Origin of the sequence: Achromobacter sp. UBA2119, from assembly GCF_002331005.1 — a bacterium.
Taxonomy (GTDB): Bacteria; Pseudomonadota; Gammaproteobacteria; order Burkholderiales; family Burkholderiaceae_B; genus Achromobacter; species Achromobacter animicus.
Genome location: NZ_DCYD01000023.1, coordinates 142053 through 163463, shown reverse-complemented (window position 1 = coordinate 163463; position 21411 = coordinate 142053). Strand labels below are relative to the sequence as shown.

Annotated in this window: 22 protein-coding genes; 11 read left to right on the top strand and 11 right to left on the bottom strand. The window is 67.4% G+C overall.

Going from position 1 to position 21411, the window contains the following annotated elements; all coding sequences use genetic code 11:
* The first annotated feature begins 9 nt into the window (after nt 1–9).
* From B3098_RS28475 to B3098_RS28460, 4 genes are read left to right on the top strand one after another with little or no spacing between them, the layout of a single operon-like run.
* Nucleotides 10–1359: an aromatic ring-hydroxylating dioxygenase subunit alpha gene (locus B3098_RS28475; protein WP_286900734.1), complete on the top strand. Its 1350-nt coding sequence runs from the start codon at nt 10–12 to the stop codon at nt 1357–1359.
* A complete protein-coding gene (locus B3098_RS28470; RefSeq protein WP_105237233.1) occupies nt 1350–1883 on the top strand; it encodes an aromatic-ring-hydroxylating dioxygenase subunit beta in 534 nt (177 codons plus the stop codon). The genes B3098_RS28475 and B3098_RS28470 overlap by 10 nt, the downstream gene beginning before the upstream one ends.
* Nucleotides 1883–2491, top strand: a complete 609-nt coding sequence (locus B3098_RS28465) for a cysteine hydrolase family protein (RefSeq protein ID WP_175139627.1) — start codon at nt 1883–1885, stop codon at nt 2489–2491. Before B3098_RS28470 ends, B3098_RS28465 begins: the two co-directional genes overlap by 1 nt.
* Before the next feature lie 12 nt (nt 2492–2503).
* Nucleotides 2504–3322 (top strand): SDR family oxidoreductase, encoded by an 819-nt coding sequence (locus tag B3098_RS28460; protein ID WP_279975165.1) that lies wholly within the window; start codon nt 2504–2506, stop codon nt 3320–3322.
* A 143-nt stretch (nt 3323–3465) separates the two neighbouring features.
* Here B3098_RS28460 and B3098_RS28455 read toward each other — a convergent pair whose 3' ends face one another.
* A complete protein-coding gene (locus B3098_RS28455; RefSeq protein WP_414631320.1) occupies nt 3466–5256 on the bottom strand; it encodes a DUF342 domain-containing protein in 1791 nt (596 codons plus the stop codon).
* Between the two features lie 271 nt (nt 5257–5527).
* Here B3098_RS28455 and B3098_RS28450 point away from each other — a divergent pair, with 271 nt between their 5' ends.
* Nucleotides 5528–6271 carry a lytic transglycosylase domain-containing protein gene (locus B3098_RS28450; protein ID WP_279975168.1) on the top strand — a complete coding sequence of 248 codons (744 nt, stop codon included), beginning with the start codon at nt 5528–5530 and terminating at the stop codon, nt 6269–6271.
* A 34-nt stretch (nt 6272–6305) separates the two neighbouring features.
* Here the strand turns inward: B3098_RS28450 and hemL are convergent, their stop codons facing one another.
* Genes hemL through B3098_RS28435 form a run of 3 tightly spaced genes read right to left on the bottom strand, consistent with a single transcriptional unit; the run spans nt 6306 to nt 9075 of the window.
* On the bottom strand, nt 6306–7583 hold the full coding sequence (gene hemL / locus B3098_RS28445; protein WP_286900728.1) for a glutamate-1-semialdehyde 2,1-aminomutase: 1278 nt from the start codon (nt 7581–7583) through the stop codon (nt 6306–6308).
* A 5-nt stretch (nt 7584–7588) separates the two neighbouring features.
* Entirely contained in the window at nt 7589–8254 is a 666-nt protein-coding gene (gene thiE, locus B3098_RS28440) for a thiamine phosphate synthase (RefSeq protein WP_286900726.1), read from the bottom strand.
* Nucleotides 8251–9075, bottom strand: a complete 825-nt coding sequence (locus B3098_RS28435) for a hydroxymethylpyrimidine/phosphomethylpyrimidine kinase (RefSeq protein WP_349677776.1) — start codon at nt 9073–9075, stop codon at nt 8251–8253. The genes thiE and B3098_RS28435 overlap by 4 nt, the downstream gene beginning before the upstream one ends.
* A 139-nt stretch (nt 9076–9214) precedes the next feature.
* On the opposite strand from B3098_RS28435, the gene B3098_RS28430 reads away from it, so the two are divergent.
* The 6 genes from B3098_RS28430 to B3098_RS28405 all read left to right on the top strand — a co-directional run bounded on the left by B3098_RS28430 (nt 9215) and on the right by B3098_RS28405 (nt 13472).
* Nucleotides 9215–9379 carry a rubredoxin gene (locus B3098_RS28430; protein ID WP_003814980.1) on the top strand — a complete coding sequence of 55 codons (165 nt, stop codon included), beginning with the start codon at nt 9215–9217 and terminating at the stop codon, nt 9377–9379.
* A 146-nt stretch (nt 9380–9525) separates the two neighbouring features.
* Complete coding sequence (locus tag B3098_RS28425) at nt 9526–10113, top strand: YqgE/AlgH family protein (RefSeq protein WP_175125921.1); 588 nt, start codon at nt 9526–9528, stop codon at nt 10111–10113.
* Nucleotides 10106–10507 carry a Holliday junction resolvase RuvX gene (gene ruvX / locus B3098_RS28420; RefSeq protein ID WP_175125920.1) on the top strand — a complete coding sequence of 134 codons (402 nt, stop codon included), beginning with the start codon at nt 10106–10108 and terminating at the stop codon, nt 10505–10507. Before B3098_RS28425 ends, ruvX begins: the two co-directional genes overlap by 8 nt.
* Nucleotides 10508–10528: 21 nt before the next feature.
* Entirely contained in the window at nt 10529–11449 is a 921-nt protein-coding gene (locus B3098_RS28415) for an aspartate carbamoyltransferase (protein ID WP_286900523.1), read from the top strand.
* Nucleotides 11446–12735 carry a dihydroorotase gene (locus B3098_RS28410; protein WP_286900522.1) on the top strand — a complete coding sequence of 430 codons (1290 nt, stop codon included), beginning with the start codon at nt 11446–11448 and terminating at the stop codon, nt 12733–12735. The genes B3098_RS28415 and B3098_RS28410 overlap by 4 nt, the downstream gene beginning before the upstream one ends.
* Entirely contained in the window at nt 12732–13472 is a 741-nt protein-coding gene (locus B3098_RS28405) for a lysophospholipid acyltransferase family protein (protein ID WP_279975174.1), read from the top strand. Before B3098_RS28410 ends, B3098_RS28405 begins: the two co-directional genes overlap by 4 nt.
* Nucleotides 13473–13750: 278 nt before the next feature.
* Here the strand turns inward: B3098_RS28405 and B3098_RS28400 are convergent, their stop codons facing one another.
* From B3098_RS28400 to B3098_RS28370, 7 genes are all read right to left on the bottom strand, one after another.
* Nucleotides 13751–14584, bottom strand: coding sequence for a symmetrical bis(5'-nucleosyl)-tetraphosphatase (locus B3098_RS28400; RefSeq protein ID WP_175126250.1), 834 nt, complete (start codon nt 14582–14584; stop codon nt 13751–13753).
* On the bottom strand, nt 14581–15759 hold the full coding sequence (gene lptG / locus B3098_RS28395; protein ID WP_175126249.1) for an LPS export ABC transporter permease LptG: 1179 nt from the start codon (nt 15757–15759) through the stop codon (nt 14581–14583). The genes B3098_RS28400 and lptG overlap by 4 nt, the downstream gene beginning before the upstream one ends.
* A 93-nt stretch (nt 15760–15852) precedes the next feature.
* Nucleotides 15853–16587: a monofunctional biosynthetic peptidoglycan transglycosylase gene (mtgA, locus tag B3098_RS28390; protein WP_279975178.1), complete on the bottom strand. Its 735-nt coding sequence runs from the start codon at nt 16585–16587 to the stop codon at nt 15853–15855.
* Nucleotides 16588–16592: 5 nt separating this feature from the next.
* Nucleotides 16593–17456: a shikimate dehydrogenase gene (gene aroE / locus B3098_RS28385; RefSeq protein WP_279975180.1), complete on the bottom strand. Its 864-nt coding sequence runs from the start codon at nt 17454–17456 to the stop codon at nt 16593–16595.
* Entirely contained in the window at nt 17453–18352 is a 900-nt protein-coding gene (locus B3098_RS28380) for a TonB family protein (RefSeq protein WP_175126253.1), read from the bottom strand. Before B3098_RS28380 ends, aroE begins: the two co-directional genes overlap by 4 nt.
* 81 nt (nt 18353–18433) lie before the next feature.
* Nucleotides 18434–19522, bottom strand: coding sequence for an ABC transporter ATP-binding protein (locus B3098_RS28375; protein WP_175126246.1), 1089 nt, complete (start codon nt 19520–19522; stop codon nt 18434–18436).
* Nucleotides 19515–21293: an ABC transporter permease gene (locus tag B3098_RS28370; protein WP_175126245.1), complete on the bottom strand. Its 1779-nt coding sequence runs from the start codon at nt 21291–21293 to the stop codon at nt 19515–19517. The genes B3098_RS28375 and B3098_RS28370 overlap by 8 nt, the downstream gene beginning before the upstream one ends.
* Between the last annotated feature and the right edge of the window lie 118 nt (nt 21294–21411).

Below are 21411 nucleotides of genomic sequence, written 5' to 3'. Positions count from 1 at the left end.
GGAGACGACATGCCATATACCGACGAACAACTGGCGGGGCTGGTGCGCGGCGACAGCGTGCACCGGGCCCTGTACACCGATCCGGCGATCTTCGACCTTGAGATGCAGCGCATCTACGGCCGCGCTTGGATCTACGTGGGCCACGAAAGCCAGGTGCCCAAGACGGGCGACTATCACACGACGCGCCTGGGCGATCAGGACGTGCTGATGGTGCGCGCGGCCGATGGGCGCGTGCACGTGCTGTACAACCGCTGTCCGCACAAAGGGGCGAAGGTGGTGGCCGACGGCGAAGGCTGTGCGGGCAAGTTTTTCCGTTGTCCGTACCACGCGTGGACGTTCAAGCTGGACGGCAGCCATCTGGGGGTGCCGCTCAAGCAAGGGCTGGAAGGCACGTCGTACGATCCCACGGATCCGTCGTTCTCGATGCGGCGGTTGCCGCGCGTCGAAAGCTACCGCGGCTTCGTGTTCGCGAGCCAATCCGCTGAAGGGCAGCCGCTTGTGGATTTTCTGGGCGGCGTGCGCTCGTCCATCGACAACCTGTGCGACCGTTCGCCGGTGGGCGAGGTGGAAGTCGCGGGCGGCATCTTCCGTGTGATGCAGCGGTCGAACTGGAAGGTATTCTACGAGAACCTGCACGACACGATGCACGCGCGCGTGACGCATGAATCGTCGTATGCCGCGGCGCGCGACGAGGCCAAGGAAATGGGCGAGATGCCGCTCGAGCTGCACATCATGGATGGCAACGGCGAGCCCTACGAGTTCTGGGAGAAGCTGGAGCTGCGCGCCTACGACAACGGCCACGGCTACATGGAAGGCATCTTCAATCCGGGCGCCGCCGAACGCGATCCGGTGTCGCGCGCGCACTTCGAATCGCTGACCGGGGCTTATGGCGAGCAGCGCGCTCGCGAGATCCTGGGGATGAACCGCCACAACACGGTGATCTACGGCAGCGGATCGCCGCATACGGTGTTCCAGCAGTTCCGCGTGATCCGTCCGGTGGCGGTGGATCGCACGCTGATCGAGATCCAGACGTTTCGCTGCAAGGGCGCGCCGGAGGGCGTGTTCAAGCGCGCGATGCTGTACGCCAACGTCATCAATTCGCCGTCGTCCAACGTCATGCCGGACGACATCGAGCTCTACAACCGCTGCCAGGAAGGCAACGCGACGCGGGGCGGCGACTGGGTCAGCATGCACCGCTATCACGGCACAGACCGCGTCGAGGCCGACGGTATGGTGTCCGTGAACGGCACCAGCGAATTGCCCATGCGCAATCAATTCCGCGCGTGGAAGGCTTACATGGAGGCGGGCGCCGGGACCGGCGCAGACGCCACGGCCAAGGGAGACGGCGCATGCTGCTAGATCTGGATTTCGACGTCGGCACCGCGAATCTTGCGCCGGCCGACGTGCCCGCCGACGCCTATCATCGCATCGCGCAGTTCCTGTACCGCGAGGCACGGTTGCTGGACGAGCGGCGCTATGACGAGTGGCAGGCGTTGTGGACCGAGGACGGCATGTACTGGATGCCGCGCAAGCATGGCCAGGAAAGTCCGTACGACTTCATCTCGATCTTCTGGGAAGACCGCATGCTGCGCGACGTGCGCATCCGGCGCCTGGAGCATCCGCGCAACTGGTCGCAGCAACCGCCGACGCGCAGTGTGCGGCTGGTGGGCGGCGTGCAGGTCGAGGGTGTGGATGCAGCCGGCAACCTGGTTGTGCACTCGGTCTTTCAGATGACCGAATGGCGCAAGCGGCAGCCGCGCCAGCTTGCAGGCCGTTATACGCACAAGCTGGCCGCCGAGGGCGATGGTTGGCGCATCCGGATGAAGCGCGTGGACCTCGTGAACTGCGACGATGCGCACGACGCGTTCGAGGTGTTTGTGTGATGAACGCGGACGTGGCGGTGCTGGCGCTGCACTATCAGAACGATGTGCTGCATCCGGATGGCAAGATCCGCGTCGGGCTGGATGCCGACAGCGGGGCGCGCCAGCGCCTGCTGGACAACGCCGCGGCATTGCTAGAGGGCGCGCGGTCGCACGCGCTGCCCATCGTGCACGTGCGCATCGCGTTTCGTCCGGACTACGCGGATCTGCTGCCCAATTGCGAGATCTTCCGTAACGTGGCCACGATCGGCGCGGTGCCGGAAGGGCAGTGGGGCAGCGCGTTCTACGATGGCCTGCATCCGCTGGCGGGCAGCGCGCGCGAGTTCGTCGTCAAGCACACGCGCATCAGCGCGTTCTACGGCACGCCGCTTGAGGAAACCCTGCGGCTGCTGGGCGCGCGGCGGCTGGTGGTGGCGGGCGTGGCGACGCATTCGGTGGTTGAGGGCACGGTGCGCCATGCCGCGGATATCGGCTTCTCGGTGATGGTGGCCGAAGATGCCTGCGCGTCGGCCGATCCGGCGGTGCACGAGGCGTCGCTGGCCAGCATGCGGCTGATCGCGCAGACGGGCTCGGTGCACGACGCGGTACGCTGGGCCGCCGCGCCAAACTGACAAGGAATACACATGGATTTCTCCGGCTTTCCCGGCCTGGCGGGCAAGACCGCCATCGTCACCGGCAGTACGCAAGGCCTGGGCGCGGATATCGCGCGCGGCCTGGCGGCGGCGGGCGCCAACGTCGTGCTGGTCGGCCGCAACGCCGAGGCAGGCGAGGCGCTGGCCAAGGCGTTGGGCGAACGCGCGCTGTTCTGCGAAACCGATATCGGTGAGGACGCCCAGATCCAGGCCTGCATCGACGCCGCGCTGGCGCGCTTTGGCCGGCTGGATTTCCTGGTCAACAACGCCTGCCAGTATGCGGACCGCGGGCTGGCATCGTCGCGGGAGGAATGGCATCGGACGCTGGACACGAACCTCGTGTCGGCGGCGATCTTCACGCAGCTGGCGGCTGCGCATCTGCCCCGCGGCGGTGTAATCGTGAATCTGGGCAGCACGGGCGGAAAGTTCGGCGCGGCCGGACGCGCGCTGTATCCGGCATCCAAGGCGGCGCTGCTGCAGATCACGAAGAATTTCGCGGTGGAATTGGCGCCGGCCGGTGTGCGTGTGCTGGCCGTGTCGCCGGCGTGGACCTGGTCGCCGTCGGTGGAACAGCTGTCGGGCGGATCGCGCCAGGCAGCCGATGCGGTGGGCGCGCATTTTCATCCGCTGGGCCGCGTGGGTTCCGGCGAGGAGATCGCGGCTGCTGTGTGTTTCGCGTGCTCCGACGCGGCATCGTGGATGACGGGCGTCGACATTCCCGTGGACGGCGGCTTCTCGATCCTGGGCCCGGACCGCGGCATCTCGCCGCGCGTGTGGTTCAAGGAACTGATGCCGGACGACGGCGCCTGAGAGGGCTGCCTGAGAGGGTGTCAGACACCTGACTTAGTCCTAAGCCGGTCGGAGGGGAAAGCCGCAGGGGGGCAGCCCCCCGATTGGGTGCTATGTCCGTTGCGCACGAGGGCTGCGCGGCTGCCAACGCCCTCGCGCGCCCATCAGCGAATCACGATCTCCCCTTCTTCCAGGCCAGCCTTGCCGCCCACCTGGTCTTCCAGGAACTCCTGCATCTTGTTGCCCAGCTGAATCTTGGTGCCGCTACAGAACCGCCGCGTGGCGGCGATGGTGGCGTTCTGCTGGGGCAGCAGGTCGCGGGCCAGTTGCGCTTCCTCGGTTTCCAGCCCGGCCAGGTCGCCGATGAGCCTGGTGTGCGTGTTGCGCGCGCGTTCGACCACGTCGCCCGTGGCCCGTTGCGGGTTCGCCTGCAGGAACATCAGCAGTTGTTCCAGCTTGGCCTTTTCCTCGTTCATCTTCAGGCGCTTGCGCGTGAGCGCCGAGCGTTTGATGTCGGCGTGCGGGTCCAGGCCTGCCTGCACCAGCGTCGGAATGCCTGCGGGCGAGCCGATGGTGCCGGCGCGCACCGCCAGCAGCGCGCGGGTCTCGCCGCCCGTGATGGCGCTCTGCTGCGTGTTGGGCGGGCCGACGTTCACGCTGCCGCCGGCGGCGATGCTGCACTGGCGGATTTCACGTTCGACGTCGATGTCCTGGCCCGCGCTGATGACGGCGTTCTCGATGAATTTGGCCCGCAGCGTGCCGCCGCAGACGATGTGCGCGGTGCGCGGCGTTCCCGAGGCGTCGTGCACGGTTTCGGCCATGCCGATGATGCCGCCTTTGACGGTGACGCTGCCGCCGGCCTCGACCAGCGCGGCTTCGATGGTGCCGTTGACGACCACGTCACCGGTCACGCGCACTTCCATGGTGGCGGCGATGTCGCCGCGCACCTGCAGGGAGCCTTCGAAGTTGATGTTGCCGGTGGACAGGTTGACGGCGTCCACCTCCACCATGGGGTTGACCTGCACGCCGTGGGTGATGAGCGTCGGCGTGCCGGAAATGGCCGCGCGCAGCAGCAGCGGATCTTCCGGATCGATCTCGACGCCGGACAGTTCCTTGGAAAACGGGGTTTCCGGCAACTCGTCGGGCAGCACGGCCTCGCCCAGCACGTTGGTGCCGTCCACGCCGGGCAGCGGCGGAAAGCGGCGCATGAGCGGCGTGCCGGGCGACACAAGCAGCAGGCTGCCGAGATCGCGGTAGTCCACCTGGGCCAATTCGTCGATGTCCTCGGCGCGAGGCTTCAGGCGGTCGAGCAGGCTTTCAAAGCGGGTGGGCGTGCCGCGCGTGGGCGGCGTGCCCTGCGCGGCCAGGATGGTCTCGGCGCGTCCCAACGCCACGGCCTCGGCCAGCGCGCCGTCCAGCACGCCGTGCACGATGCCCTGATCCGCCAGGGCCTGGCGCACCGCTTCCAGCGTGATGGGCTTGCCGCCCTTGGGCGGGTGCAGCGTCAGCGTTGCCGCCATGAGGGTGGCGTTCAGCTCGATGTCGAAGCTGCCGTCCACGACCTTGCCGACGGGGCTCTGGACGGGCTCGGTGGCCGTGCGGCACAGGTCGATGAAGGCAACGATGGCGTGATTGTCGAGCGCATCGGGGCCCCAGCCTTGCGCGGCCGCGGCAGCGACCAGCACGTCCCACGTCGGAAGGTCGGTGTTGACCGGCAGGGCGTCGGCTTCGTCGGCAACCGCAACGTCGGCATCCTCGTCGGCGGTCTGGGCATCGGTCTGGGAGGCGGACGGTGAACCAGCCGGTGCATCGGCAGGGGCGCCGTCTTCCGCTTTCGCTGTGCCGGGTGCGCCGTCGGCGACGGCGGATTCGGGACGAGGTGGCGGCGTATACGCCGCCGTCAGGACGTTGGTGTCGGCATCCAGTATCAACTGGAGCAAGTTTTCTGCGCCCATTTCACCCTCTCTCCGATTCCGGCACGAGCGGCCGGTTCAATCATTTGGTAATTGAACGAAATATTACGTCATATTCTTTGCCGCGACGATCTTTACCGGCGGTAACAGCCAAAATTTATCGGCCGCATGGCCTAGTCGCGTCCCCGATTTTCCCTGGGAAACGTGCGCGCCATCGCGATCTAGATCATCGGCAGGAAAGACAGGACCGGGATGGCGCAAGCAGCATAAGGGCTCGCCAACGCGTCTCAGGACGCCGCCGGAGCCCCGTCCCATGTCCCAATCACCTTCCTCCATTCTTTCGGCCACGCGCGCCATCCTGGCGCGCGCCGGCGGGATGGCGGCGCTGGCGACGGGTGCTCTGGCGCTGGCGGCCGCCGCGCCCGTGCAGGCCGCCGACACCTACCGCTACAAGGATCCGTTCGGCGTCTGGCGCACGATGAAGGTGCCAACCGGCACCGGTAAATACTACAAGCGCGCGCAGGCAAGAACGGCGCTCCGCGGCGGCGCCGAGAAATTGTGCCTGACCTGTGAGCCGGAAGCCGGTGACGGCGCCCGCCGCGTGACTCGCGCGCCCGCCGAACCGGCGTTGCGCTGGAGCACCGTCAAACCCACGACCAAGCACGACAACCTGATCGCCCGCGCTGCGTTGGATTCGGGAGTCGACCAGGCGTTGCTGACGGCCGTCATCGCCATCGAATCGGGCTTTCGCAGCGATGCCCGCTCGCCCAAGGGTGCGCTGGGCCTGATGCAATTGATGCCGGCCACGGCGGCGCCGTTGCTGTCGGTGGATGACGTGGAACGCGCGCTGGTGGATCCGGCGACCAATGTGCAGGCCGGATCGCGCCACCTGCGCCGGCTGATCGACCGGTATCCGGGCCGCCTGGATCTTGCGCTGGCCGCGTACAACGCGGGCGAGGGCGCGGTGCGCAAGTACGATGCAGTGCCGCCGTACGCGGAAACCCAGGCCTATGTGAAGAATGTGACGGCGCTGTACGAGCAGTACAAGGCGCCGTGAAGCAAGCGTGCGCGAAGCCCGCTCGGTCAACCGCTTAAAGCCCTGCGAAGACCTTGTCCGCGATATCCAGCGTGGCCTGGATGACGGTGTCGTCGTGCGTGGCCGACACGAAGCCCGCTTCGAACGCGGACGGCGCGAAGTGCACGCCGTTGTCCAGCATGGCATGGAAGAAGCGGTTGAATGCCGCCGTGTCGCAGGCCGAGACCTGCGCGAACGAGGCCGGGATGCTGTCGCTGAAGTAGATGCCGAACATGCCGCCCACCGAGTCCGCCGAGAAGGGCAGGCCGGCCTTGCGCGCGCGTTCCTGCAAGCCTTGCGCCAGCTTGGCGGTCTGCGCCGACAGATTCTCGTAGAAGCCCGACGCGCCGATCAGTCGCAGCGTGGCCAGACCCGCTGCCACGGCCACCGGATTGCCGGACAGCGTGCCGGCCTGGTAGACGCCGCCCAGCGGGGCGATGTGCTTCATGACTTCGGCGCTGCCGCCGAAAGCGCCCACCGGCATGCCGCCGCCGATCACCTTGGCCAGCGTGGTGATGTCGGGCTTGACGCCCGTCAGGCCCTGCACGCCTTGCGGTCCCACGCGAAAGCCCGTCATGACTTCGTCGAAAATCAGCAGCGCGCCGTGCTGCGTGCAGACCTCGCGCAGACCTTCCAGGAAGCCGGGCGCCGGCTTGATGAGGTTCATGTTGCCGGCGACCGGCTCCACGATGATGCACGCGATATCGGCGCCGTGCTGCGCGAAGGCTTCGCGCACGGCATCCAGGTTGTTGTATTCCAGGGTCAGCGTGTGCGACACGAATTCCGGCGGCACGCCTGCCGAGCTGGGGTTGCCGAAAGTCAGCAGCCCCGATCCGGCCTTGACCAGCAGGCTGTCCGAATGGCCGTGATAGCAGCCCTCGAACTTGACGATCTTGGCGCGGCCGGTGGCGCCACGTGCCAGACGGATCGCCGTCATGGTGGCTTCGGTGCCCGAGCTGACCAGCCGCACCTGTTCCAGCGACGGCAGGCGCGAGATCAACACTTCGGCCAGCTCGATTTCCGCTTCAGTCGGCGCGCCGAACGACAGGCCGTTGACGGCCGCTTCCTGCACCGCGCGCACCACTTCCGGGTGCGAGTGGCCCAGAATGGCCGGGCCCCACGAACCGACGTAGTCGATGTACTGCTTGTCTTCCGCATCCCACACGTACGGGCCTTGCGCGCGCTTGATAAAGCGCGGCGTGCCGCCCACAGAGCGGAAAGCGCGAACGGGCGAGTTGACGCCGCCGGGAATACTGCGGCAGGCGCGGTCGAAGAGCTGAGCGTTACTGGACATGGCGATCAAGGCTTACGGTTGGAGTTGGCGGAATAGGGGGCGGAGCAGGCCACGGCGGCGGCCCGGACGCAGGGCGCCTCGAACAGCGCCGTGATGACGGCGATGGCGTCGGCGCCGGCCTGGGCCACAAGCGGCGCATTGGCGGGCGTGATGCCGCCGATGGCGACCACCGCGGGCCGGGGCGCGTCGCGCTCGTCGGCAAGGCGGCGGGCTTCGGTCAGGACGGACAGCGGCGCGCGCACCGTGTCGGGTTTGACGGTGGACGCGAACATGGCGCCGAACGCGATGTAGTCTGCGCCCGCGTCGAGCAATTCACGTGCCCGCGTCAGGTCGTCGTAGCTGGAGCCGCCCAGGATCAAATCGGGGCCGGCTTCGCGGCGGATGTGCGCCAGGCTTTCGTCGTCGCGCCCCACGTGCGCGCCGTCTGCGCCGACGTCCAGCGCCAGGCGCCAGTCGTCATTGATGAGAAACACCACGCCCAGTTCGCGGCACAGCGGCGCCAGGGCGCGGGCCTGCGCGGCGCGCACGGCGTCGGGCACGTTCTTGCGGCGCAATTGCAGCGACCGCATGCCGCCCGCGGCCGCGTCACGCACGGCCTCCAGCAGGCGGTCGGTGTCGTCCCATTCAGGCGTCACGCCATACAGGCCGGTGGGAAAACGCAGCGATTTCATTGGGGCAGGATCCGGTTGGGAATGCGCCGGCCCATGCCCGGCAGGAAGCTGGCGGCCACGGCGGCGTCGGCGTGGACCAGACCCTGGCGCACGGCCTCCGGCATTTCCAGGCCCTGCGCCAGCATGGCGGTGATCGCGGTGGCGGCCAGGCCGCCGGCATCGCCGTTGCGGTCGGGGGGCGCCTGCCAGGGCCACGTATGGGTCTGACCGCCGGGTCCGAGCAGCACGTTGGCGAAGTGGCCGGGCCGCTGGGGGCTACCCAGCACCAGGACCCACGCCGCGCCGGCCGCCACGAGGGCGTGCATGGGCGTAGGTGCGTCCCCGATATCGATGTCGCCGTCGGCGTGCCACTGGGCGAGGCGCAGGTGTTCAATGACCAGCAGGTCGGTCTGCGGCAGCACCAGTTCGAGGGTCGCGGCCAGCAGGTCGTCGGCTTCGTCCTCGTCGGCGGCATTGGCGGGCACCTGCGCGCGCTGGCCCAGGTGCAGCACCAGCGGGACCTGGCTGTAGTCGGCGGCAACCTGCGCCGCCACGCTTGCCGTTTCCGCGGTGTATAGTCCGCCCACCTTGATGGCCTGAACCGACATGTCTTCGAGCAGGCAACGCGCCTGGTCGTCCAGCAGATCGGGGGAAACGGGGTGGATTTCTTCGATGCCGGCGGTGTCCTGCACGGTCAGCGCGGTCACGGCCGCCAGGCCATGACAGCCCAGACGGGCGCAGGTGACGGCATCCGCGGGCAAACCGTCTGATCCCGAGGGATCGAGCGGGCCGAAGACCAAAACGAGAGGGGGAGTAACGGGGGCCACGTGACAGTGCTTGATTGAGGGCGCCCCGGCTCATTTGGCATGAATCAGGGGAACCCCTATTGGGTTTCGGTAAGATTGTCCCCATTCTAATGGAAGCCCCTCACCTTTGCCCCACCGCGGGGACGCCGGTGGGGTTTTGATGTAAGAGAGAACTATGCGTACTTGGATGTGTCTGATTTGCGGCTGGGTCTATGACGAAGAGGCCGGCCTGCCCGACGAAGGCATTGCACCCGGCACCCGCTGGGAAGACGTGCCGCCAAACTGGGTCTGTCCCGAATGCGGCGCCCGCAAAGAGGACTTCGAACTGATGGAAATCTGAAACCGTCACGCCGACAACTTCCGCCAGGGCTCGTAAGATGGGGCATACCCCATTCTTCGTAACCGCCGGACTGCCGCCAGGCATGACGTTTGCGTCTGCGCAATCACTCCCAACGGTTTTCTCAGACTACCCATGAAGGGGTTGCCATGACGGAAAAACACCACGAAAACGCCAGCACCGAGGCGGCCAACTTCGCCAACCAGTTCCTGATCGCCATGCCGGGCATGGTCGAGGGAAGCCTGGCGGGTTCCGTCATCTACGTGTGCGAGCACACTGACCGCGGCGCGCTGGGACTGGTCATCAACCGTCCCACCGATCTCACGCTGGGCACGCTGTTCGAACGCATCGACCTGACGCTCGAGATCGGACCCGTCAAGGACACGTTCGTCTTCTTTGGCGGACCGGTCCAGACGGATCGCGGCTTTGTGCTGCACGCGCCCGCCGGCGACTACAGTTCCAGCATCAAGCTGGGCGATATGGCGCTGACCACCTCGCGCGATGTGTTGCAGGCGGTGGCCGATGGCAACGGGCCGGCACGCATGCTGGTCACGTTGGGCTACGCCGGCTGGGGCGCAGGCCAGCTCGAAAGCGAAATGGGCCAGAACGCCTGGCTGAGCGTGAGCGCGGACGCGCACATCATCTTCGACGTGCCGCCCGAGGAACGCTACCCCGCCGCGCTCAAGCTGCTGGGCATCGACCCGGTCATGCTGGCGGGCGACGCTGGCCATGCCTGAAGAAACCCTGCTCGCCTTCGATTTCGGCGAAAAGAAGATCGGCATTGCCATCGGCAATACGCTGACGCGGCAGGCGCGTCCGCTCGAAATCATCTTCAGTGAAGTCCGCGACGCGCGCTTCGGCCGCATCGCGGCACTGCTGCAGGAATGGCAGCCGCACCGCGTCGTCGTCGGTCTGGCGCTGGACGCCGAAGGCGGCGAACAACCTGCCACGGCACGCTGCCGCCGCTTCGCCAACCAACTGAATGGCCGTTTCGGCATCGCCGTGGAACTGGTGGACGAACGCGGCTCCAGCATGGAGGCGCAACGCCTGCTCGGCACACATGCCGCGGACGACGCGATGGCGGCGGCGGTTATCCTGCAACGCTATCTGGACGCCTTGCCCGCGGTCTGACGGCCGCGGCCTGTCTTGCCCATGCTAAATCCGCAACTCGACCGCCGCGGCGAACTCACGCATCTGCTGACTACCGAAGGGCTGCCGCGCCGGCACGTCGAGCGCCTGCTCGAGATGGCGCGCGCGCCGTCGGCGTCCGACGATTCGCCGCCGTCCATCTTGCCGGATATGCCGGTATTTCTGTGTCTGCCCGACACGGATACCGCGGCCCGCGACGCTTACGCCGCTGCCGCGGCCAGCCTGTCGATGCTGCCGGTGCCGCTGGAAGCGCAAGCCATTGAGGCGCTTGCGGAAACGGCCGCTGCGCTGGCGCCGGGTGTGCTGATCCTGCGCCACGGCCAGAGCGGCGCGGCCCATTGCGCCGCGGCCCATGCCGCGCCCGGCCTGCACGTGCTCAATGCGGGCGACGGCCGGCATGCCGATCCCGTCCCCGCGTTGGCGCTGGTACAGGCCATCATCGAGATCAAACCTGACCTCACCAGCCTCGTCGTGACGCTGGTGGGCGACATCCGCCATTCGGGTGTGGCGCGTTCCGTCATCCATTTGCTGACCACACTGGGCGTGCCCGAAGTGCGCGTCGCTGCGCCGCGCACGCTGCTGCCTGACGGCCTGGCCCAACTGGGTTTGCGCGCGTGCGCAACGCTGCATGAAAGCCTGAGCGATGCGGACGTGGTGATCGCGCTGCCGCTGAATGTCGAAGAAATCAGCGGCGCGCAGCTTCCGTCGGCGCGCGAATACGCCTGCACCCACGGCATCACGCTCGCGGCGCTGGCGTTCGCCAAGCCGGATGTGCTGCTGCTGCCCGCGGGCGGGCTGGTGCCGGGCGTCGAAGTGGATGGCGATATCGCCGCGGCCCTCGAACCCGCCGAGGCGCGCGTCGCGGCACTTGAACAACCCCTGCGCACGGCGGTGCTGCGCGTGCTGGCCGGAGCGGCGCCATGAGACTGCACATAGCCAACGGCCGGCTGATCGATCCCGCAAACGGCGTGGATGGTCAGCACGATCTCTTCATTGCCGCGGGCCGCATCGTCGCTGTGGGCGCGGCGCCCGACGCCTTCCAGGCGGATCGGCGTATTGATGCAACGGCCCTGGCCGTGTTGCCGGGCCTGATCGATCTGTCGGCGCGCGTGACGCAGCCGGGCAACGCGGGATTTGCGCCCGGCGAACTGCGCGCTGCCTTGGCCGGTGGCGTGACGCGCCTGGTGCTGCCGCCCGATGCCGAAAATCCGCCGGACGAACCGACCAAGCTCGAGGCGCTGCTGCGCCACACGCAGGCGGAGCAGTGCGCAGTTCACCCGCTGGGCGCGATGACCGTGGGCCTGGCCGGCGAAACACTGACCGAAATGGCGCTGCTGGCGCGGGCAGGCTGCATCGCGTTCGCACAGGGCGAGTCGCTCGTGGCGGATACGCGGGTGCTGTGGGGCGCGATGCGTTACGCAAGCGGTCTGGGCCAGACGCTGTGGCTGCGTGCGCAAGACCCCTGGCTCGCACGGGGCGCCTCGGCCGCCAGCGGCGCGTACGCGGAACGCCTGGGCCTGGAAGGCATGCCGGCGCAGGCAGAGACGGTGGCGCTGCAGACGATCTTCGAATTGCAGCGCGCGACCGGCGCGCGCGTGCACCTGTCGCGCCTGTCGACAGCGGCCGGCGTGGATTTGTTGCGCGCGGCCCGCCGGGAAGGCCTGCCGGTCACGGCGGATGTGTCCGTGAACAACCTGCTTTTGACGGACGTGGACATCGGCTTCTTCGACACGAATCATCGCCTGTCGCCGCCGCTGCGCGGCCAGCGTGACCGCGACGCGCTTCAGTCGGCGCTGGCGGAGGGCGTGATCGACGCGCTGTGCTCGGATCACACGCCGGTGGACGCACGAGGCAAGGCCGCCCCGTTCGCGGCCGCCACACCGGGCGCAACCGGTCTTGAACTGCTGCTGTCGCTGGCTCTGAAGTGGGCGCGCGACAGCCGCCGTTCAGTCGGCGACGCGTTGGCACGCGTGACGTCGGGCCCGGCCACCGTGCTGTCCGCCGTCGCGCCGCACCTGGGTCCATGCGGGAATCTGGGCGTGGACGCGCCGGCAGACCTGTGTCTGGCGGACCTGGACACCGAATGGATGGTGATGCCGGCAGCGCTGCAAAGCCGCAGCGCCCAGACACCTTTCGCAGGTATGATGCTGCCCGGTCGAGTACGAGCCACCGTGGTCGGTGGCCAACCGGCCTGGGAGACTCCAGTTTGAAGCTGCTGCGCTTTGTCCTACGGCTGAGCCTTGTCCTGCCCCTGATCATTTTCGGCCTGCTGAGCGTGGGCCTGGCCTACCCCCTGATGCGCCCCGCAGCCCGCGCCCGGCTGAACCGCCGGTGGTCGCGCTGGCTGATGGCAGCCTGTGGCATCAAGGTCATCCTCAAGGGCGAACCACGCCTGGAAGGACCGGTGCTGCTGGTGGCCAACCACGTGTCCTGGGTCGACATCTTCGTCCTGAACTCGGCCCGCGCGACGTCTTTCGTGGCTAAGAGCGAGATCCGCGCCTGGCCGGTGATCGGCTGGCTGGTCGCCGGCGCAGGCACGCTGTTCATTGAACGCGGCCAGCGCCATGCAGTGCACGCGATGGGTGAGTCGATGCAGGCGCGCTTCAAACAGGGCGATGCGGTCGGCCTGTTTCCGGAAGGCACGACGACCGAAGGCTTCGAGCTCCTCCCTTTCCACGCCAGCCTCTTCGAACCCGCCCGCGCGGCGGCGGTTGAAATCCAACCCGTGGCGTTGCGGTTCATGCAGCACGGCAAGCGCAGCGGATATGCGGCGTTTGTGGGGGAGGAGTCTTTGGTGGGTAACCTTTGGCGAGTGCTGGGCGTGACGGGTTTATCCGTCGAAGTGGTATTTCTGCCGCCGCTGGCTGCGCGTCATCCGGATGGGAGTCTGCCGACGCGGTTGGAACTGTCGCATCAGGCTCGGGATGCGATCGCTTCGGTGCTTTGATTTGCGTGATTTCTGATTGGTTGTGAACTAGCGCCGTAGGGCTTTGTACGCTGCTTGCTGGTGATGCGGGTTTGGTTCTTAAGACGTCCGGCACGGTGGCGTCCCGGGGCGCGCGGGGCCACGATTGCGGTCCGGAGCCTTCGCTCCGGACCGCAATCGTGGGCGATCGTGCCCACGGGGACCGCGGCGTCGGGCGACCTACGAAGAACGAAAGAAAGCGACCTACGAAGACCTAAAGAAAACGCCCGACGAAGCCGCCAAAGCAGAACCCCGACGCTTCACTCCGCCAAAGGATCCTGAAACTGCGAACACTTAACCTGCACGAGCTTCCGATCCTGCAACCGCAACGCAGTCAACGACCCACCCCAAACACATCCCGTATCCAGGCAGATCACGTCCGGCCGCTGCAACAACCCCAGCGTCGACCAATGTCCGAACACCGTCGTGACGTTACGCGTCGCCCGATTAGGCACATCGAACCAAGGCACCAATCCAGGTGGCCAAGCCCCCGGCGTCACCTTCGTTGCAAACTCCATGTGCCCGTTCGGCGTGCACAAGCGGATCCGCGTCAGCGCGTTGATGATCACCCGCATCCGCTTGCCGCCCTTGTGGTCTTCCTTCCACGTGGCCGGCTCGTTGCCGTACATTTTTTGAAGCGCCTTCTGCCAGTTCGGGCCGCGCAGCGCGTCCTGGACTTCGCCGGCCAGGGCCAGCGTCTTGGCCACGTCCCACTTGGCCAGCGTGCCAGCATGGACCAGCAGATGGTTCTGCTCGAAATGCGCCAGCGGCCGGAAACGCAGCCAGTTGAGCAGGTCAGTGGCGTCCGGCGCACGCAGGATGGATTCCAGCGTGTCCGATTTGGACGGTTTGCGCACGCCCGCGGCCGCGGCCAGCAGGTGCAGGTCGTGGTTGCCCAGGACGACCGTGGCGCGATCACCGAGGTCGATGATGCGGCGCAGGGTTTCGAGCGACTGCGGGCCGCGGTTGACCAGGTCGCCAGCGAACCAGAAGCGCGACTTGGGGTCGCCAACCAGGTCGGGGTGGGACAGCAAGCGATCCAGCGGCGAGCAGCAGCCCTGCACGTCGCCGATCATCCAGATACTGCCGTTCATGCGGGACTCTTGCTCCAGGGCCAACGTTGTTGGACGAGACGGGTGATGGTGTGGCGGTATTCCATGTAGCTCATGGCGCCCAGCGCCAGCGCCATGGCGCCCAGGTTCGGGCCCAGGGCGGTCAGCCAGGGCGGCCACTTGCCCAGCATGCCGACGTTCAGCGCAAGCTGGTTCAGCATGAAGAAGCCCACGCCCAGCAGGATGCCCACGAAGACCTTGGCGCCGACGCCGCCGCGGCGGGTTTGCATGAGGCCGATGGGGGCGGCGATGGTGATCATTACCAGCAGGGTGAAGGGGTAGGCCAGTTTGCGCCACAGGGCGACGACCTGGCGGTCGTATTGAAGCTGGTTGTCCCGCAGGTATTCCACATAGTCGAGCAGCGTGACGATCGACATGCGTTCTGGCGTCAGCACGCGCGCCAGCAGGCGTTCGGCGCTGAGGGTGGTGTCGATGGAGCGTTCGGGCAGCTTGATGACGGTGGCCGGCGGGTTCTTGGGCGGGCGGGCGTTGGCGAGCGCCTCGGCGGCTTCGGCGTCCAGGCGGGTTTCGGAGACGTCCTTGAGCACCAGGTCGCCGCGCGTGAATGAGCCGGTGGGGGCGGTGGACAGCGCGGACAGCGTCAGGTCTTTCTTGAATTCGTAGAGGGTCACGCCCGCCACTTGGCCGTCGCCCTTCAGTTCGGCGATGTTGATGATGCGGGTGCCGCCATTGGCGGTGGGTTCCTTGAACCAGTAGCCGCTCTTGAGGCGGTCGCCGCCGGCCTTGCCGCGGAACATCAGGTTGGCTTCGCCGGTCTTGACCTCTGCCCAGGGCGTCACGTATTCGGACAGCAGGCCCGCGCCGATCATCAGGGGGATCGTGACGATCCACAGCATCCGCAGCAGCTTCATGCCGCTGACGCCGGAGACGCGCAGGATGACGAGTTCGTTGCGCTGGGCCAGGCCCGCCAGCGCCAGGATGGCCCCGATCAGGAGCCCGATGGGCAGCAGGTCATAGAGACGGGTGGGGATCGCCAGCGCCTGCATGTACAGCAGGGCCATCATGGAGAACTTGTCGCCCACGTTGTCCAGGTCGTCCACCAGTGCGAAGAACGTGAAAAGGCCGAGCAGGGCCAGAAGGACCACTGCGCAAGAGCGATAGACCTCTCGGGCCAGGTAGCGACGTGCAGTACGCATGAAGGAAAAAGGAGTGGAGCGCGTAAACGTGAAAGCTTAACAAATCCCGCAGCGGGAAGATGGCCGGCAGGACCGATTTGTCCGGTTCCTCTTTCAGGGGATGTCGACCATCTGCATCCGGCGCGTCAGCACGCCGACCCGGGAATTCAGATAGTTGGACTTGCGATGACTGTCATAGAAGCGCGGGTTGGGCAGCATGGCCGCCAGCCGGGCCGACTGGCTGTTGCCCAGGTTGGCGGCTGTGGTATTGAAATAATGCTTGGCGGCGGCCTGGGCGCCGAACACGCCCACGCCCCACTCGGCGACGTTCAGGTAGAGCTCCAGGATCCGTTCCTTGCTCATGACGTGTTCGATCATGTAAGCCAGGACCAGTTCCTGGCCCTTGCGCAGGTAGCTGCGAGAACCTGACAGGAACAGGTTCTTGGCCAGTTGCTGGGTGATGGTGGAGCCGCCACGCATCTTGGAGCGTCCGGCCTCTTCCTGTTTCTGGTTGTATTCCCAGGCCTTGCGGATGGCGTCCCACTCGACCCCATCATGACCCGTGAAATTGGAGTCCTCGGACGCGATCACCGCGCGCTTGAGCGACCGGTTGATCTTGTCATACGGCACCCATTCGTATTTCAGTTCGATGCCGGGGTCTTCCTTGCGCAGGCGCGACAGCTCTTCGCGCATCATCGCGCTGCTGCCCGGGGCGCGGTAGTTGTACCAGACCACCTGGGCGAACAGCCAGAATTGGTACAGCAGGATCGCGCACACCAGCGCCATCACCAAGCCGGTGGTGATCCGGAACCAATTGCGGCCGCCGCTGCGGCCCGTGCGCGTCGCCATGCCGTTCAGCTTCCGGCGGCCAGCGCCTCGCGCAGCGCTGCCAGGACGGGCGCGGCATCGGGGCGTACGCCGTGCCAGATGAAGAAGCTTTCGGCGGCCTGGCCGACCAGCATGCCCAGCCCGTCGGCCGTCAGGGCGGCGCCGTCAGTCCGGGCCTGCCGCATGAACGCGGTGGGCTGCGCGCCGTACATCATGTCGTAGGCGGCGGCGCCGTCGGCGTACAGGCCGGGCGGGAGGTCGGGCGCAGCGTTCTGCAGGCCGCTGGCGGTGGCGTTGATGACCAGGTTCCAGCCGCCGGGCACGGCGGCGGTGGTCAGGGCGCCCGCGGTCACCTGGGTTTGCGGCGACACGCCGCTCGCGGCCCACGCGGCGGCCAGTTCCTCGGCGCGGGCGGCGGTGCGGTTCACGATGTGGATGCGCGCGCAGCCGGCCTCGGCCAGGGGTTGCAGCACGCCGCGCGCCGCGCCGCCGGCGCCGACCAGCAGCACGGCGGCGCCCGGCAGGCGTACGCCCAGGCGCAGCAGGTCGTTGACCAGACCCACGCCGTCGGTGTTGCAGCCGTGCCAGACGCCATCGCGCCACGACAGCGTGTTGACCGCGCCCGCCAGCCGCGCGCGATTCGACAGATGGTCCGCCGCCAGCGCATAGGCGTCCAGCTTGAACGGCACCGTGACATTCAGGCCCAGGCCGCCGTCCGCCACGAAGGCGGCGACGGCGTCGGCAAAGCCGTCCACCGGGGCAAGCAGGCGCTCGTAGCGCAACGGCTTGCCGGTCTGCTGCGAAAACATGGCGTGGATCTGAGGCGAGCGGCTATGCGCGATGGGATTGCCGATGACGGCGTAGCGGGCTTGAGGAATCGCCTCGGTCATGGGGCCTGTGTTTCCAGAGTGTCGTTGACGAAATGCCAGGTGCGGGTGATGACCAGCACGTCCGTATCGCGGGCGATATCGGGAGGAAAGGGGGGAAAGGGCGCGGCCAGCTGGACGATGCGGCGCGCCGCCTGGTTCAGGACCGCGTGCGGCGAGGGCTGGTCGATCTCGACCTCGGCGATGCTGCCATCGGCGCGCACCGACACGGTGATGCGCAGCGATCCGTAAATGCGGCCGCGCGCCTCGTCTGGGTAATGCTGGGTGCCGACCGTTTCGATCCGGGTGCGCCAGGCATCCAGGTAGCCGGCGTAGCGGGACGCCTCGGCAGAGGGGGCGATGAACTGTTTGCGCGGCTCGGCGCTGTACTGCTGGACCCGCGCCGCCAGCGCCGCCACCTGGGCGTTCTGGATGACGCTGGCCTGGTCCTGGGCGTCCTGGCCGACGTCGGCGCCGTCGGGCCACGGGTTGACTGCCTGGCGCTCGGGGCCGGCGTTGTGCGGCGAGCGCAGTTGGGTCATGAGGCGGGCCTGTTCGGCCTCCAGCTGCACCTGGCGCTGGCGCATGGCTTCCAGGACGATGGTCTCGGCCGAGCTGCCGGTCTGGGGAAGGGGCGTGGTGGACACGCCGCGGTCGGCGTTGCCGCCGCCCGTCATCTGGTTTTGCGCGACGGTGCGCGGGGTTTCCGGCGGCGTCTCGCTGCGGGCATTGAGCAGCACGACTTCCAGGCTGGTCACGGGCGGGCGCGTCTGCGTGGGCGCGCTGAAACGCCACGCCAGCGCGCCGGCGTGCACCAACAGCGATATCGCGATGCCGATACGCAGGTAGTGCTGGGCGGGGGCGCCCAGCCACCAGAGGTAACGGCTCAGCATGGAGGGGGAATCAGCGCGTTGCACCAGCGCATTGTAAGGCGAGTCCGCACCCGCCGCGCGGTCCGTCCGAAGGCGGTATTCACCCTCGGACGGACGGCCTAGACCCCGTCAGGCGGACGCCCGGGGGAAGATCCAGACCTTGTCGGCGGGCAGCGCGAGGCGGCAGGGGCCGGGCTCGCGGCCTTCGGGACCGTAGGCGCGCAGGGCGAGGCTGCGGGCCGGATCGGCGTCCGGCGTGCGGAACAGGTACTCCCAGCGGTCGCCCAGATACATGCTGGTCAGAAGCGGCATGTCGACGTGGTTGCCGTGCGGGTCATCGGCCAGACGGACCTGCTCCACGCGGATGACGGCGGTGGCGTCCTGGCCCGCGGCGACACCCGCGCCGGCCTTGCCCCATAGCGACCAGCCGGCGCCCTCGATCCGGGCCTGGCCGTCGCGCAGCTCGGTGACCTTGCCGTCCAGCCGGTTGTTGCTGCCCATGAATTCGGCCGTGAACAGGGTGGACGGCGATCCGTACATCTCCTGCGGCGTGCCCTGCTGCTCGATCTTGCCGTTGTTCAGCAGCAGGATGCGGTCGGAGATCGCCATGGCTTCGCTCTGGTCGTGCGTCACCATCAGCGCGGACAGGCCCAGGCGGATGATGAGTTCGCGCAGGAAGGCGCGCGCTTCCTCGCGCAGCTTGGCGTCCAGGTTGGACAGCGGCTCGTCCAGCAGGATGACGGGCGGGCTGTAGACCAGCGCCCGGCCGATGGCCACGCGCTGCTGCTGGCCGCCGGACAGCGCGTGCGGGTGGCGCTGGCCAAGCTTGCCCAGGCCCAACTGGTCCAGCACGGCCTGCACGCGTTCGCGCACCTCGGCGCCCGGCGTCTTGCGCAGCTTGAGCGGATAGGCGACGTTCTCGAATACCGTTTTATGCGGCCACAGCGCGTACGACTGGAACACCAGTCCCAGGTTGCGCTCTTCGGCCGGGATCTCGGCGCGGGCCGCGCCGTCGTAGACGACGTTCTCGCCGATGGTGATGCGCCCGCGCTTGGGACCTTCCAGGCCGGCCACGGCGCGCAGCAGGGTGGTCTTGCCGCTGCCCGACGGGCCCAGCAGCGACACCACTTCGCCCTGGCGCAGCTGCATCGACACGCCCTTGAGCACCGGGTTGTCGCCGTAGTCCAGGTGCAGGTCTTCTACAGAAAGCTCAATCATGAAGTTTGACTCCGAATCGCAGGGCGATGCCCAGGCCGATCACGACCAGAACGATATTGATGAAGGAAAGCGCGGCCACGATGTCGATGGCGCCGGACGCCCACAGCGACACCAGCATGGACCCGATGGTCTCGGTGCCGGGCGACAGCAGATAGACGCCGGTGGAGTATTCGCGCTCGAAGATCAGGAACATCAGCAGCCACGAGCCGATCAGGCCGTACTTGGCCAGCGGCACCGTGACGTGACGGGTGACCTGGCCGCGGCGCGCGCCGGCGGTGCGGGCGGCTTCTTCCAGTTCGGGCCCCACTTGCAGCAGGGTCGAGGAAATCAGGCGCAGGCCATAGGCCATCCACACGACGGTGTAGGCGAGCCACACGCTGAAGATGGTGCTGCGCAGGGCGCGCAGCCATTCGACGAAGTTCTCGCGCAGCCATTCGGCGAAGGGCAGGGCCGACAGCCAGCCGTTTTCGTCCACGTCCAGCGCGTTGTCCAGCCACATCGGCACGAACAGGAACACCCACAAAAACGCCAGACCGGCCAGGAGGCCCGGCACGGCGCGCGGCACCAGCACGCTGTAGTCCATGAAGCGCGTGACGTTGTCCGGCTTGCGGTGCATGGCCAGGCCCACGAACATGTAGCACATCACCGCCAGCGCGCCGCCGAAGACGCCAATGGCGACCGAGTTGACGATGGCGCGCATCAGGTTGGGCTGCGAGAACACGGTGCGGAAGGCGTCGAGCGACAACACGTCAAAGAGCGAGACGCCCAGGCCCCAGTTGGACACGAACGCGCGCAGCAGCACGCCGGTCAGCGGCACGATGATGGTGACGAAAAGCCAGAACGCCACGACCGCGCCCGCGACCCAACGCCATTTGCCCAGCGGCAGCGGCCGCGCACGCGAGGCCTTGCCCTTGACGGTGACGAAGCGGTTGGCGGTGCGCATCAGGCGGCGCTGCAGCATCACCAGCGGAATGGTCATGCAGATCAGCACCACGGCCACGGCGGCCATCAGGTGATAGGACGGGATGCCCAGCTTGTTGGTCAGTTTGTACAGGTAGGTCGCCAGCACGAGATTGCCTTCCGGATCGCCCAGCACCAGCACCAGGCCGAAGACCTCCAGACCCAGGAAGAAGAGCAGCACCGTGGCGTACAGCATGGCCGGCCGCACCATGGGCAGGCTGACCGACACCATCACGCGCAGCGGCGACGCGCCGGCCACGCGGGCGGCTTCCTCCACGTCGGACCCCATGCTGCGCAGCGCCGACGAGATGTACAGGTAGGCATGCGGCACGTGGGTCAGGCCGGCGATGATGACGATGCTGGTCAGCGAATAGACGTTCCAGGGCACGAAGCCCAGGATGTTCTGCACCCAGGTCGAGAAGAAGCCGACCGGACCGGCCGCGACGACGTAGCCGAAGCCCAGCACCATGGGAGACACGAACACCGGCACCAGGATCAGCGGCTCGATCCAGCGGCGGCCGGGCAGGTCGGTGCGGATCATCAGAAACGCCAGCATGCCGCCCAGCGGAATGGCGATGGCGGCCAGACCGAATGCCAGGATGAAGCCGCTACGTAGCGCCTTGTAGAAATCGGGATCCGCGAAGATGAAGCGGAAGGCGTCCAGGCTCCAGCTCTTGGACGGGGCAAAGAAGGGCGCCGAGAGAAAACTCTGGATGATGATGAACGACAGCGGCACGTAGATGGCGAGCGCCGTGATCAGCACCACCACGCCGCGTGGCAGGGACTGCCATTTTCTGCGCAATGACTGCATGGGAAATCCTGTGGTCGGAAATGACGCGGTGGCCGCGCCGCCGGGGACGATGGCCCCGGGGCAGGGTCAGGCGGACGGCGCGCCGTCCGCTGCGTTGGCGGCGGCTCCGGGCCGTGTG

What these genes read in the sequence shown, in the direction of transcription:
- lptG (WP_175126249.1), bottom strand. Translation starts at nt 15,759, where the DNA reads ATGCGTACTGCACGTCGCTACCTGGCCCGAGAGGTCTATCGCTCTTGC.
- mtgA (WP_279975178.1), bottom strand. Translation starts at nt 16,587, where the DNA reads ATGGCGACGCGCACGGGCCGCAGCGGCGGCCGCAATTGGTTCCGGATC.
- B3098_RS28370 (WP_175126245.1), bottom strand. Translation starts at nt 21,293, where the DNA reads ATGCAGTCATTGCGCAGAAAATGGCAGTCCCTGCCACGCGGCGTGGTG.
- thiE (WP_286900726.1), bottom strand. Translation starts at nt 8,254, where the DNA reads ATGAAATCGCTGCGTTTTCCCACCGGCCTGTATGGCGTGACGCCTGAA.
- B3098_RS28425 (WP_175125921.1), top strand. Translation starts at nt 9,526, where the DNA reads ATGACGGAAAAACACCACGAAAACGCCAGCACCGAGGCGGCCAACTTC.
- B3098_RS28470 (WP_105237233.1), top strand. Translation starts at nt 1,350, where the DNA reads ATGCTGCTAGATCTGGATTTCGACGTCGGCACCGCGAATCTTGCGCCG.
- B3098_RS28465 (WP_175139627.1), top strand. Translation starts at nt 1,883, where the DNA reads ATGAACGCGGACGTGGCGGTGCTGGCGCTGCACTATCAGAACGATGTG.
- B3098_RS28430 (WP_003814980.1), top strand. Translation starts at nt 9,215, where the DNA reads ATGCGTACTTGGATGTGTCTGATTTGCGGCTGGGTCTATGACGAAGAG.
- B3098_RS28400 (WP_175126250.1), bottom strand. Translation starts at nt 14,584, where the DNA reads ATGAACGGCAGTATCTGGATGATCGGCGACGTGCAGGGCTGCTGCTCG.
- B3098_RS28455 (WP_414631320.1), bottom strand. Translation starts at nt 5,256, where the DNA reads ATGGGCGCAGAAAACTTGCTCCAGTTGATACTGGATGCCGACACCAAC.
- B3098_RS28375 (WP_175126246.1), bottom strand. Translation starts at nt 19,522, where the DNA reads ATGATTGAGCTTTCTGTAGAAGACCTGCACCTGGACTACGGCGACAAC.
- hemL (WP_286900728.1), bottom strand. Translation starts at nt 7,583, where the DNA reads ATGTCCAGTAACGCTCAGCTCTTCGACCGCGCCTGCCGCAGTATTCCC.
- B3098_RS28475 (WP_286900734.1), top strand. Translation starts at nt 10, where the DNA reads ATGCCATATACCGACGAACAACTGGCGGGGCTGGTGCGCGGCGACAGC.
- B3098_RS28415 (WP_286900523.1), top strand. Translation starts at nt 10,529, where the DNA reads ATGCTAAATCCGCAACTCGACCGCCGCGGCGAACTCACGCATCTGCTG.
- B3098_RS28450 (WP_279975168.1), top strand. Translation starts at nt 5,528, where the DNA reads ATGTCCCAATCACCTTCCTCCATTCTTTCGGCCACGCGCGCCATCCTG.
- aroE (WP_279975180.1), bottom strand. Translation starts at nt 17,456, where the DNA reads ATGACCGAGGCGATTCCTCAAGCCCGCTACGCCGTCATCGGCAATCCC.
- B3098_RS28410 (WP_286900522.1), top strand. Translation starts at nt 11,446, where the DNA reads ATGAGACTGCACATAGCCAACGGCCGGCTGATCGATCCCGCAAACGGC.
- B3098_RS28460 (WP_279975165.1), top strand. Translation starts at nt 2,504, where the DNA reads ATGGATTTCTCCGGCTTTCCCGGCCTGGCGGGCAAGACCGCCATCGTC.
- ruvX (WP_175125920.1), top strand. Translation starts at nt 10,106, where the DNA reads ATGCCTGAAGAAACCCTGCTCGCCTTCGATTTCGGCGAAAAGAAGATC.